This window comes from Streptomyces sp. TRM68416 (genome assembly GCF_014596915.1).
Classification (GTDB): domain Bacteria; phylum Actinomycetota; class Actinomycetes; order Streptomycetales; family Streptomycetaceae; genus Streptomyces.
Genome location: NZ_JACVWU010000032.1, coordinates 16,131 through 28,334, shown reverse-complemented (window position 1 = coordinate 28,334; position 12,204 = coordinate 16,131). Strand labels below are relative to the sequence as shown.

Below are 12,204 nucleotides of genomic sequence, written 5' to 3'. Positions count from 1 at the left end.
ATGGTCGGAAGTCCGCGGGAAGAAGTGCAATGCCGCGCACGAAAGCGTTCGTGATGGGCCGATAAGGCGGCGCAGCTCCGGCGAAGCCCGGTGCGGTTCGGCAACGCCCCGAAGGGGCGCGGGGCCGTATCGATATGCGGCTCCGCCGCGTGGGCCACGACGGCGTCGCGGATGAGCGGCGGCGTGTCACGGCACGACCAGCGGAGCGCTCAGCGCCGCGCGCGTGGAAGATGTCGGTGGACATGAGGCGGCAGCATCGCGGCGGCGGCCCCGGCGAGGACGGCGAGTGCCACGCACGCCGCGGACAGTGAGAGCACGCCGGCCAGCGCGGCGATGACGAACGGCGCGGCGGAGGGCCCCAGTTCCGTCGTCAGGCGCCAGGAGCCGAGGAAGGGGGCGGGCGATCGCGGGTCGGCGAGGTCCGACCCCATGGTGGCGACGACACCGCCGCTCCAGCCGTTGGCCATGGCCATCAGCGCGGTGCAGGCCAGGAACCACCCTGTGGCGATGGGCAGTCGGGGTGCCAGCGCGAGTCCGAGATGGGAAACGGCGAAGGCCACGAGGGCCGGAACGGCGACCGCGAGTCGTCCCCAGCGATCGGTCACGACCCCGCCCAGGTAGAACAGGGAGAAGTCGAGCCCGGCGGCGAGCCCCACGACGAGTGTCACGGTCACGTCGTCCAAGCCCACACCGGCGCCGACGAGCGGAACGAGGATGCGCCTGGCCGTGCGCATCGTGCTGACGACCGAGACGGTCAGACCGAGCGTCAGCAGAACGTCCCGGCGTTCCCGGATGACTTGGAAGACGCGTGGCCGCTCCCCGGGGTCGCCCTCGTCCGTCTCGGCAGCGGGAAAGGGTGCCAGGGCGACGACGGCCGCGAGAAGAGCGGACGTCCCCACGACGACCAGGAAGCCGCCCCGGACATCGCCCGTGAGCCGTATGGCACCGCCCGCGAGCATCGGCCCGGTGAACAGCCCCAGCCGGGTGGCACCGGCCAGGGCCGAGAGGGAGCGCCCGCGCACCTCGGTGGGTACGGCCATGGTGACCCATGTGTGGCGGGCCATGATGAAGACGGCTGCCCCGCTCCCGATCAGCAGCGCACCGGCCGCGAGGCTCCACATGGTCGAGGCGAGGTGGGCCGCCAGACCACCCAGACCCGTGACCGCCGTCGACCCGAGCATGACGGGCCGTTCCCCGAGCCGGGAGACCAGCCACCCGGCCGGCAGCGCCAGCAGCAGCTGTCCGACGGTAAGCATGGCGGCGACCACGGCCGCGGCGGCCGAGGACTCGGTCAGCCCCATCGCGGCCAGCAGGGTGACGGGCACGGCGGCGCCCTGGCCGGAGCCGTGGAGGACGTTGGGGATCAGCGCGGTCGGCAGCAGATCCCGCCAGGGAACGGTCGGCCGTGGCGCGTCCATCAGTCTCCTCCGTGGAGGTCGGGTACGGATCCAGGTCGTTGCGTCCGCACCGTTCCGCGCGCGCGGTACTTCCGTGTACTGTCCCCCACATCGACAGCTGCGGACAATATTGTCGACGATCCTTGGAGCCGACCATAGGACACCCGCCGTCCCGCGCCCGCCGCGGCGATAAGACCGGCGTTATCGGTCGAGTAGAAACCCGACGCTTACCAGCCTTGAAGCACCCCCCCTACTGTTTCTGGCGGGTTACAGGCATCTGCGGCTTTTCCCCGGTCATGGCCCGGATCTGGAGGCTGGTCAGCATGAAATTCAGAAGTGTGCTCGTCGGGATCACGGCCGCGCTCTGCCTGCTCTCGGCGGGCTGCGGCGGCTCGGGGAGCGGCAGCTCCGAGAACTTGCCGAAGAACGCCGCCGACGCGGGCGGAATGGACGCCCTGGTGGAAAGGGCGAAGGACGAGGGCGAAGTCAGTCTGTACGCCGCCACGACGGAGAAGTCGACCACCGCCTGGGTGGAGCACTTCGAGAAGAAGTACGGCATCCAGGTCAAGCTCTACCGGGACGGCAGCACGACCCTCTTCCAGAAATGGGCCCAGGAAGTGAGCGGTGGGGTCGACAACGCCGACATCGTCATCCAGAACGTGTACCAGCTCTGGCAGGACGCCGAGGACAAGGGCTGGATCACGGACTACAAGACGGCGAACTACGGTGGTTACGACTTCGCCAAGGTCCTGCCGGGCACCGGGCTCGCGGGGCGCGTCTACCCACTGCACCAGAGCATCGGGGCCGTGGTGTGGAACACCGACGTCACCACCCCCGAGCAGGAGAAGCTGCTGCGCGAAGATCCGGTGGCGGCCATGACCGATCCCTCGTTCAAGGGCCAAATGGCACTGGGCGACACGGGCGGGGCGACCACGGCGGGCAACTACGCCAACGTCGTCCTTCACCAGGCCGACAAGTACGGGTGGAAGTGGCTGGAAGGAGTCGCCGACAACGATCCGGCCCTCTTCGAGAGTCAGATCCCCATCGCCGAGCAACTGGTGAAGGGCGAGTACGCGGTGACGTTCGGCACGGACACCCTCTACAACGACTACATCGCCGAGGGCGCCCCCATCGAGTACGCGTATCCCAAACCCACCAACGCCGCCCTGTGGATGATCGGGCTGCCGACGGCGACCCCCCACCCGTACGCCGCCCGTCTGTTCATGGAGTGGGCGACGTCCGACGAAGGGCACGACCTCATGGCCGAATACGGCACGGGTACCGGCACCCGGACCGGCTGGACGGACGAGCGGGCCATCGCCAAGGAGCCGTGGTACGCCAAGTCCGAGGTCTGGTACGGCATGGCCACCCAGTCCGAGCTGCAGGGCGACGGGTTCGCCGACTTCGTCAGCAAGGTCAACGCCACTCTCGGCAAGTGACCACCAACTCACCTTCCGGAGATCCGCGAACCCGGGAGTGGGCCCTGCGGGAGGCGCCCACTTCCGGGTTCGCGGCGTGCCCGGCGACAGGAGGAGAAGATGGCGTTCCCCGGCGGCAACTGGCGTCACACCAGCCGTCAAAGGCTGGTCTCGGGCTTGACGTTCGACCATTTGTTCACCTTCCAGACCCTCGCCCGGGCCGGGTCCTTCCGGGCCGCGGCCGCCGAGCTGGCGCTCACCCAGCCCGCCGTCTCCCAGCGGATACGCCACCTCGAACGTCTGCTGGGCTGCACCCTGCTCGAACGCCGCCAGGGTTCCCGGTCAGAACTGACCGCCGCCGGGCGGGAGTTCCTGGCCTTCGCCGAGGAGGTGCTGACGCGCACCGACCTGTTCCACCAGCGGCTGGAGCAGATGAAGGACCTGCCGGAGAACTCGACCCTCACGGTCGTCAGCGACTCCGACCACATCAAGCACCTGCTCGTCGAGGCCGTCATGGCCATGAAGGAGACGGCGCCGTCCGTCCGCGTCGTCATCAAGCACGAGCCGTCGCGGCAGGCCTGCACACAGGCTCTGTCCGAGGGACGCGCGGACCTCGGCATCTGCCGCTATCCGGCACCGAGCGAGTTCCCCGCGCTCGGCACGATCGAGGAGCGGATGTACCTCTACGCCCGTCCCGAGGACCGCATCCACGCCCTTCCCCAGATCGACCGGATCGCCCACCTCGCGCACACGGACTTCGCGACCTTCGCGGACGGGATGCGCAGCCGCGAGCTGGTGGAACGCTGGGCCGAGAAGGTCGGCGCCTCACTGCACGTCGTACTCGAATCACGTGGCCTTGAGGCGATGCGCACCTACGTCACCCGGGGGCTGGCCCTGGCCGTGCTGCCGGAGTTCTGTGTGCGGGAGGATCTGCGCGCCGGGCTCCTGCGGGTGGTGACCGCGCCGGGACTTCCCCTCCTGCGGGGTGCGGTCATCCTGGCCCCGCCCGAGCGCGCGGTCGCCCAGGCGGCGCGGGTGTTCCTCGGCCTGCTGCCGGCCAAGGTCGAGTCCTCGCTGAGCCCGTCACCCCGCGCCGCGGCGCCGGTACCGGCCTGATCCGGGGTCAGCCGCCGATGACCTCGGTCGGCACCGCGGAGGAGGACTCCTCGTCCGCGGACGCCTCAACGTCCCCCGTCTCGCGCGGCTCGGCGTCCTCCGCGGGGAACCAGGTCAGGTTCTCCGGTGTCACCGTCAGGGCCTGTTCGGCCCCGATCCGCGGGGGCCGGGAGGTGGGTCCGGTGACGGCCTGGACGCGCAGCCGGTGCTCCCCGGCCTCGTAGGTGCGCTCGAAGTGGTCGCCGAGGAACTCGCTGGCCACCAGGCGGGCCCGGAACTCGTTGCCGTCGACGGCGGCCGGAAGCGGCTCCGTCTCCCTCGACACCCGCGCCCATTCGGGGCGGAAGACGAGGGAGACCGCCGCGCCCACGGCCGGGCGGTCGTCCCCCTCGGCGCGGACGACGTCGAGCACCGTCTCCGGCCCGAGCGTAGGGACCCGCACCGAGAAGGTCCGGGTGCCGATCCCGGCGACGACGCCCGGAACGACGTTGGCCTCGCCGACGAACGTCGCCACGAATCCGTTGGCGGGCCGGTGGTACAGCGCCCAGGGGTCGCCGACCTGCTGGATGACACCCCGGTTCATCACGACCACCCGGTCGGACATCGACAGGGCCTCGGACTGGTCGTGCGTCACGTAGAGCACCGTGATCCCTGTACGGCGCTGGATCTGCCGTATCTCGTCACGCATCCGGGCACGGAGCTGGGCGTCGAGGTTGCTCAGCGGCTCGTCCATGAGGACCAGGCCCGGCTCGGTGGCCAACGCCCGTGCGAGGGCGACGCGTTGCTGCTGTCCGCCGCTGAGGTCGGTCGCGTTGCGCCCGGTGAACTCCGCGAGGCCGACCAGTTCCAGCATCTGCTGGGCCCTGGCCCGCGCCTGCGCCTTCGGCAGTTTCTGCGCCCGCAGGCCGTACATCACGTTCTGCAGGGTCGTCATGTGCGGCCACACGGCGTAGGACTGGAACACCATGTTGATGTCCCGTTTGTGCGGCGGGACGTTGACGCCTCGGGAGTAGAGCGGTTGACCGCCCAGGGTGATCTCCCCGGAGCGCGGGGTGTGCAGGCCTGCGACACAGCGCAGTGTCGTCGTCTTCCCGCAGCCGCTGGGGCCCAGGAGCGTGACGAACTCGGACCGGCCGATCTCCAGACCGAGGTCCGAAACCGCCGTCGTACGGCCGTAGTCGGCGAAGAGTCCCCTCACCACCAGGCCTTGGTCCGGCGCCGGGTTGCGGTGCGGCTCGTTCATCGATCTGTTCACCTCGTTCGTGTGTCTACGGCGTTGTCCGTGCGGGTCAGGCGCGCTGGTGCAGCTTGCCGGGCCGGAGCAGGGCCCGCATCACGACGATCCACGCGATCATGAGCACCGTCTCCAAGAGGCCGACCACGGCCGCCGCCGGCAGCGAAGCCTGCTGGGCGTAGTTGAAGGACAGGATGGACAGCAGCATGGTGTCGGGCGTGTAGAGCAGGATCGCGGTGTTGATCTCGCGGACCGTGAACAGGAACACCATGATCACGCCGGCGGCCATCGACGGCCGGAGCAGTGGCAGCAGGATGGTGGTCATCATGCGCGCCTGGCCGGCGCCGCACATCCGGGACGCCTCCTCCAGGGACTTGTCTATCTGCGCGAAGCCGTTGCCCATGACGCGGGTCGCGTGCGGCAGGTACGACGCCACATAGGCCACCACCATGATGGTGAGCGAGCCGTAGAGCGGTGTGCCGAGGTACAGGGCGAACACCCCGGTGGCGAAGACGATGCCCGGAACGGCCAGCGGTGACATCGCCACGGCGTTCAGCAGGCCGGAACCGCGGTGCCGCATCCGCTCGGTGACGTACGCGGTCAGGATTCCCACGGCGACCGTGCACAGGGCCGTGGCCACGGACACCAGCACCGTGTTGGCCAGCGCGTTCTTCAGCTCGGGTGTGGCCAGCACGTCCCTGACGATCCGGGTGGTGGGGTGGATGTCGTCGAGGTTGGTGGAGGTGCTGAAGGCGCGCAGGCACAGCGCGGCGTAGGGCAGCACGGTGGTGACGAGGGCGTAGCCGACGAGGAGGAAGATCACCGCGTACCTGGCCCGGCGGCCGAGGCGTATCCGCTTCCTGTTCTGGGACTTGCCCGTGACGGTGACGAACCTCGACGCCTGCCTGAGGCCCCGCTGGTACAGCCACAGGCCGACCACGCTGAGCAGCACCATCATCGTGCCCAGGGCGGCGGCGAGGGCGTAGTCGCTCGGGTAGCCATTCGTGGCCCGGTAGACCGTCACGGCCAGCGGGTGGAAGGACATCTTGGCGCCCAGCAGCGCCGGCACGGAGAACATGCCGGTGGCGCTGATGGTGACGAACATGACGGACGAGAGCATCGCGTGCCGTACGGCCGGCAGGGAGACGCGCAGTGCCGTCTGGATAGTCCCCCGCCCGTTCATGTGCGAGGCCTCCTCCAGGCTCGCGTCCATGTTCTGGAGGCTTCCGGAGACCAGGAGATAGCCGTACGGCACGTAGTGCAGGGCCAGGATGACGATGAGCCATTGGAAGGTCATGACGTCGATCGACACCCATCCGGGCAGGCCGATGTCCCGGGCGAGCTGGTTGAGCAGGCCGGTGCGTGGCGCGCCCAGTTCCAGGAACGCCAGCGCCCCGATGAACGGCGACAGGAACAGCGGCGCGATCACGACGAGTTCGAAGGTGCGCCTGGCGGGTACGTCGGTGCGGGCCAGGATCCAGGCCAGGACCCCGCCCAGAGCCGTGGCCAGGATTCCGCACGTCAACGACATGGCCATGGTCTCGGCCAGGACACGCCAGATCCGGGCCGAGCCGTATGAGTCGGCCAGGGCTTCGAGGGTGAACGTGGACAGCGGGTTGCGGGGGTCCTCGGAGACGGCGCGGACGAACACCAGCGCGGTCGGAAGGAAGACCAGGACGGCGAGGAGCAGGACCACCAGGGCCACCAGGACCCGGGGGGCCCACTGCCCCCTGGCCGGCATCCTGTTCTCGCGGGGCGGGGAGGTCTCCTGCTGAGTGAGCGTCACCATGCGTCGCGCAGCCTCCTGATCCGTGACCGTGCCCTGTCAGTCCCCGAGCCGTATCCGGCCGACATTGCCGTCGATCTCGACCGGCGTGCCGTACTCGGCGGACAGCTGCCGGTAACGCTCCAGCACGCGGGCGCCGTTGACCAGGTCCGCGATCAGCGGCCGCCCCTCGGTGAGTGGGTGCTGCGCCGCCTTTCCGGTACCGCGGGTGATCTTCGCCTCCTTGGAGACCTCGCGGCCGAGTTCGACGGGGTGCAGGGTGACGTCGATGAGCCGGCCGTCCGTGAAGCGCACATCGATCACGGCCGAACTCCACCACGTGGTGGAGGGCGTGTCGAGCCCTGGGTGCAGGGGGTGCAGATCGGGGGTGAGCGTCGGCAGGGCGTCGACGTCGTGGCCCCAGGTCTCGTAGCTGTCGTACGGAACGCGCTCCAGGAACTCCGACTGGGCGAAGAAGTTGCCCAGTCCGTAGAAGATGGGCTTGCCCTGGTAGATCTCGATGCCGAGTGTCTTGTGCCACCCGTGCCCGACGAAGATGTCCGCGCCGGCCTCGATGGCACGGTGGGCGAACTCCCTGACGAAGCGCGGCGGCCGGTCGCCGCGCGGGCCCTCGGAGATGTTGAAGTGGTGGGCGACCATGACCAGGTCGGCCATGGCGGCCGCCGACCGGATCGAGCGCAGGTTCCCGTCCAGATCGCCCAGGTGGCACTCGGTGAGGATCTCGTACGTGTCGCCCTCGCGGAAGACCATCTCGCCGGCGGCCGACTGACCTCCGGGCAGGTTGTACTGGAACTCGTCCGGCGTGAGCTTCCGGCCGGTCTTGCCCGGTTTGCAGTCCTTGCTCGTACGCAGGATGTTCAGCCGGTCCGCCACCGACCTGAGGTGCTGGGCGGCGTCCGGCGGGACCACGTACGTCGTGGTGACCCGCAGTGGGTTGATCCCCGGGCGGCCCGCCATGGTCTCCTTGGGACGCCCCGCCCACTCGTGCGGGCGGTTGCCGGAGGTCGTGGAGATCAACGCCATGCGGCCGCGGGGCGTCTCGACGAAGGACGGGGTCCGTGCCTCGTCCAGGTCCCGGCCGGTGCCCGCGCACGCCAGGTCCGCGCCCCGCAGTGCCTCGGCCGTGGAAAGCACGCCTTTCGCGCCGAAATCCAGACTGTGGTTGTTCGCCGTCGACATCACGTCTACGCCGAGCCAGCGCAATTCCCGCGCGATGCCGGGATCGGCCAGCATGTAACTGCCGTACCAGTCGCCGCGGCCCGGGTGGACTTCCGAGAAGCGCCCGAAGTTCATCTCCAGATGCGCGTAAGCGACGTCGGCTCCGCTGAACAGCTCGCGAATACCCAGGAATTCCTTCTCGGAGTGCATCGAGAACGGCCTGGTCACCATGCACTCGCCGGCAATCGCGACCGACCATTCGGCGGTTTGGGACATAGGACCTGCACTTCCTTCCGAATTGCTGGACGCAGTCGCACGCGGCCACGCGGCGACACCCTCTGGCATCGGGTTTTCGTCAGGTTAGGTCGGCGTCGACATCCCGAGAAGTCCACGGTTCCTACTCCACTTATCAGCGGCGGTTATCACCGGCCCGGTCCCGGCCACCACAACCTCGACCACGCACGGCTGTGAGTGCGGGCGACATGATTCGAGAACGCCCTTGGCGACGGGGAGCCAGCCGTGCCGGCCGCCACGATGAGCTGGGCCGCCTGGGACGACGACCTGCTGGGCATGGCTGGGCTGCTGTTCGTGCGGTGGCGGGTGGATCGCGCCAGTACCCACGGTCACCAGCACCTGGCGTCGGACGGCTGGGCGGCGGGCGCCTTCCCCGTGGTCGCGCCGTGGGCCGTGGCCCGGTTCGGGGGCAGTGCCCCGGGCCTCCCCTCCGCGCACGTTCGCCCGGGCGGGCGGGGCGGCGACGGCCGCCGCGACGACACTGATGCTCCTGCGCTGACCCGTTCCGACGGCGACCGGCTTCCCGCAGGCCCGGCCGGGCGGCTCGCGCCTGGGTGAACGAGCGTGCCGATCCCGGAAGCCGCCGTGCGGCATGACGTACTCATCGCGCGCGGGCGTGACGCGTAGTCGCGGCCCGAGCAGTCGGCGACCGCCACCTTCAACTCGTCGTCCTCCCGAACCGGTGACCGCCGGTGAGCGCATCGGCCCTCCGGCGGTCGTCCCGGGACGGATACGGTCAGCCGATCAGACGCGGCTCTCCGACCTCGGCCGCGCCGGCCTCCAAGCCGTTCTTGGTGAGGATCTTCGCCAGTTCGCCGCTGCTGCGCAGGGCGGCGATGTCCTCGTTGACGGCCTTGAGCATGTCCTCGTGTCCCTTGGGCATCGGGAAGGTGGCCTGGGCGGCCTCGATGGAGGCGGCGACCTTGTCGAAGGGTTCGGCCTTCTCGACCTTCAGGTCCTTGCCCTTGGTCGCGTACACGGCGCCACCGTAGGCGTCGACGCACACGTCGACGCGGCCGGCCTCAAGGTCCTGGTAGCAGTTCACGCCCGAGGGGTACGTCTTCAGCTTGCCGCCGAGGTAGTCCTTGAGGTCGGCGACCCACAGGTAGCCCTCCACCGTCCCGACCGTGTACCCCTTCGACTTGAGGTCCGGGATGGCGGTCACGCCCTCTTCCGACACCAGGCCCATGTCGTCCAGGTAGAGCGGGTCGGACAGGTCGAGCACCTTCGCCCGTTCCGCGGTGCGGTACCAGTCGCCGGCCGCCAGGTCCGCCCGTCCGGCCTGCGCGGTCGGGATGACGGCGGCGGCGCCGGCGGCCTTGACGGTCACGGTGAGGCATTCCATCTTCGCGATCGCCTTGACGATGTCCCCGTCGACGCCGGTGATGTCGTTGCCCTGGACCTTGCTGAAGGGCGGAAGGTCGAAGCTCACCACGGTGAGGGTGCCGTCCGTCAGCGTCTTGAACTCGTGCTGGGGCTTGCAGTCGGCGGCGACGGTGGTCGTGGACGAGTCGCCGCCACAGCCCGAGAGCGTGGCCACGGCCAGGAGCGAGACGGCGGCCATGGCTGCCGGGAACCGCTGTTCATGTTTCTCCCTAGTGTTTTCGTGCCCCGGGACGGGTGCTCAGACGTGCCGGGCCAGACGGCGCTCGACGCGCTCCGACAGCCAGCTGGCGGGGATGGTGACGGCGAGGTACATGAGGCCCGCGAGGGAGAGGACGCTCAGGTACTTGAACGTGGAGGACCCGTACGAGTACGCGGCCCCCAGCAGTTCGGGCACGGCGATCGAGTAGGCGAGCGAGGTGGCCTGGAAGATCAGGATGGACAGGCCCATGAGGGCCGGGACGGCGACACGCAGTCCCTGCGGGATCACGATGAAGCGCAACACGGACAGCCGGCTCATGCCGAGGGCGTCCGCCGCTTCGAGCTGGCCCTGCGGAACGGACTGCAGGCCGCCGCGGATGATCTCGCTGGCGTAGGCGCCGGTGGTCAGGGCGAGGGCGAGCGTCGCGGAGACGAAAGAGGTCAGTGACAGTCCCTGTTCGGGCAGGCCGAAGTAGACGATCTGCAGCATGACCAGAGCCGGGGTGCCGCGTCCGATCTCCACGAGGCCGATGACGGCGTAGCGGACCGGTACGACGCGTGACGCCGAGCCGAGGGCCAGCAGCAGACCCAGCGGCAGACCGAGGGCGAGAGCCCCCGCGACCAGCTTGGCACTGATCTTGAGCCCGTCCAGAAGCTGGGGGGAAGGCATCCGACCAGTCGGTGAGGAAGCTCATCGGGCCACCCTTCGCTGCAGGCGCCGGTCGAGGGAGCGCGACAGCACCGCGCACACCGTCGACAGCACGATGTAGAGGACGGCCGCCACCAGGAACGGCCTGATCGCGTCACCGGTCGTGCGCGACTCCTGGTTGGCGTAGAAGAGGATCTCCTGGACCCCGAGGGTGAAGGCCACCGAGGAGTCCTTGAACAGGCCGATGCCGTAGTTGGCGGTCGCCGGCACGGAGATCCGGAAGACCTGCGGGGCGATGATCTTGCGGACGATGGCCAGGCCGCTCATGCCCAGAGCCCGGCCCGCCTCCCACTGTCCGTGGTGCACCGCAGTGAGTCCGCCGCGGTAGATCTCGGCCATGTAGGCGCAGGAGATCACTCCCATGCCGACGATCGACGCCTGCAGCGGATCGATCCCTGGCAACGACTCGCCCAGGCCGAAGTAGATGATGAACAGCCACACCAGTGGCGGGATGCCCCGGCAGACCTCGATGACCGAGCGGGACAGCGCGCGCAGCAGCCGCCGGTTCGAGACACGGGCCGCGACGAACGGCAGGCCGCCGACGATACCGATCCCGAGGCTGGCGCCGGTCAGCAGCAGCGTCGTCGGCACCCCCTTGAGTACCGCGAGAAACAGGTCCGACCCCATCGCGGTCCACCGCCCTGAGGAACTGCCGGGTCCGGGCGTGCGCGGGCGCCGCGAAGATGTCGGCGGGCTTGCCCTCTTCCAGGACGGCTCCGTCGGCCATGACGACGAGGTGGTCGGAGACGTCTCGCGCGAACTCCATCTCGTGCGTCACCACGACCATGGTCATGCCGTCGTCGGCGAGTTCCCGCATCACGTTCAGCACCTCCAGGCCCAGTTCGGGGTCGAGCGCGGAGGTGGGCTCGTCGAAGAGCATCACCTCGGGGTCGAGGGCCAGGGCGCGCGCGATGGCGATGCGCTGCTGCTGTCCGCCTGAGCAGCGGTTCGGGTACTGCTCGGCCTTGGCCGCGAGGCCCACACGCTCCAGCAGCGCGAGCGCGCGCTCCCGGGCCTGTGCCGGGCTGCGGCCGAGCACCTGTTCCTGGGGGAGGGTGATGTTGCGCAGCACGGTCAGATGCGGGGAGAGGTTGAACGACTGGAAGACCATGCCCACGACGCTGCGCAGCTTCGCGAGGTCCCTGGACTTGATCTGGCTGCCCGCGTCGATGCTCGTGCCCGCGACGACGATGGTTCCGCTGTCAGGCGTCTCAAGCAGATTGACACAGCGCAGCAGCGTGCTCTTCCCTGCACCGCTCGGCCCGATGATCGCGGCGACCTCACCCTGGGCCACGGACAGCGACACATGGTCGACGACGGTGTGGTCACCGAATTTCTTCACGACATCAGTGAGCTCGATGGCCTTCTTCTTGCTTGCCAAGGTTCTTGTCCCCGATTTGGGCCACCCGTCGACCGGATGGCCGGGCTCGGCGCAGGCGCGGGCTTGGCGGACAGGCCGAACCACTCGGGCCTTGAGGTGTAATACCTCACTGAGCATCAGGGGCGGG

At 69.3% G+C, this 12,204-nt stretch carries 11 protein-coding genes and 1 pseudogene; 4 read left to right on the top strand and 8 right to left on the bottom strand.

Annotated features, from left to right (window positions below):
- Positions 1-209 precede the first annotated feature (209 nt).
- Positions 210-1,418: an MFS transporter gene (locus ICC28_RS35545; RefSeq protein WP_188292951.1), complete on the bottom strand. Its 1,209-nt coding sequence runs from the start codon at positions 1,416-1,418 to the stop codon at positions 210-212.
- A 302-nt stretch (positions 1,419-1,720) separates the two neighbouring features.
- Between ICC28_RS35545 and ICC28_RS35540 the strand changes: the two genes are divergently transcribed.
- Entirely contained in the window at positions 1,721-2,836 is a 1,116-nt protein-coding gene (locus tag ICC28_RS35540) for an ABC transporter substrate-binding protein (protein ID WP_188292950.1), read from the top strand.
- Between the two features lie 99 nt (positions 2,837-2,935).
- A complete protein-coding gene (locus ICC28_RS35535; RefSeq protein WP_188292949.1) occupies positions 2,936-3,931 on the top strand; it encodes a LysR family transcriptional regulator in 996 nt (331 codons plus the stop codon).
- Between the two features lie 7 nt (positions 3,932-3,938).
- Here ICC28_RS35535 and ICC28_RS35530 read toward each other — a convergent pair whose 3' ends face one another.
- The 3 genes from ICC28_RS35530 to ICC28_RS35520 are packed head-to-tail and all read right to left on the bottom strand — an operon-like array spanning position 3,939 to position 8,385.
- Positions 3,939-5,174 carry an ABC transporter ATP-binding protein gene (locus tag ICC28_RS35530; RefSeq protein ID WP_188292948.1) on the bottom strand — a complete coding sequence of 412 codons (1,236 nt, stop codon included), beginning with the start codon at positions 5,172-5,174 and terminating at the stop codon, positions 3,939-3,941.
- A 46-nt stretch (positions 5,175-5,220) separates the two neighbouring features.
- Positions 5,221-6,954 (bottom strand): ABC transporter permease, encoded by a 1,734-nt coding sequence (locus ICC28_RS35525; protein WP_188292947.1) that lies wholly within the window; start codon positions 6,952-6,954, stop codon positions 5,221-5,223.
- A gap of 36 nt (positions 6,955-6,990) precedes the next feature.
- A complete protein-coding gene (locus ICC28_RS35520; RefSeq protein ID WP_188292946.1) occupies positions 6,991-8,385 on the bottom strand; it encodes a CapA family protein in 1,395 nt (464 codons plus the stop codon).
- A gap of 243 nt (positions 8,386-8,628) precedes the next feature.
- Here ICC28_RS35520 and ICC28_RS35515 point away from each other — a divergent pair, with 243 nt between their 5' ends.
- The gene (locus tag ICC28_RS35515) at positions 8,629-8,961 is read left to right on the top strand and encodes a hypothetical protein (protein ID WP_188292945.1); all 333 of its coding nucleotides are present in this window, start codon (positions 8,629-8,631) and stop codon (positions 8,959-8,961) included.
- Positions 8,962-9,139: 178 nt separating this feature from the next.
- Here ICC28_RS35515 and ICC28_RS35510 read toward each other — a convergent pair whose 3' ends face one another.
- From ICC28_RS35510 to ICC28_RS35500, 3 genes are read right to left on the bottom strand one after another with little or no spacing between them, the layout of a single operon-like run.
- On the bottom strand, positions 9,140-9,967 hold the full coding sequence (locus ICC28_RS35510) for a substrate-binding periplasmic protein (protein WP_188292944.1): 828 nt from the start codon (positions 9,965-9,967) through the stop codon (positions 9,140-9,142).
- A gap of 60 nt (positions 9,968-10,027) precedes the next feature.
- Positions 10,028-10,657, bottom strand: coding sequence for an amino acid ABC transporter permease (locus ICC28_RS35505; protein ID WP_188292943.1), 630 nt, complete (start codon positions 10,655-10,657; stop codon positions 10,028-10,030).
- Between the two features lie 21 nt (positions 10,658-10,678).
- Entirely contained in the window at positions 10,679-11,323 is a 645-nt protein-coding gene (locus ICC28_RS35500; protein WP_188292942.1) for an amino acid ABC transporter permease, read from the bottom strand.
- A 37-nt stretch (positions 11,324-11,360) separates the two neighbouring features.
- Here ICC28_RS35500 and ICC28_RS41370 point away from each other — a divergent pair, with 37 nt between their 5' ends.
- Positions 11,361-11,636 carry a hypothetical protein gene (locus ICC28_RS41370; protein WP_317454157.1) on the top strand — a complete coding sequence of 92 codons (276 nt, stop codon included), beginning with the start codon at positions 11,361-11,363 and terminating at the stop codon, positions 11,634-11,636.
- Here ICC28_RS41370 and ICC28_RS35495 read toward each other — a convergent pair.
- Positions 11,613-12,194: pseudogene (locus ICC28_RS35495) on the bottom strand (amino acid ABC transporter ATP-binding protein); the annotation flags it as partial. The gene ICC28_RS41370 and the pseudogene ICC28_RS35495 sit on opposite strands and share 24 nt — an antisense overlap.
- Between the last annotated feature and the right edge of the window lie 10 nt (positions 12,195-12,204).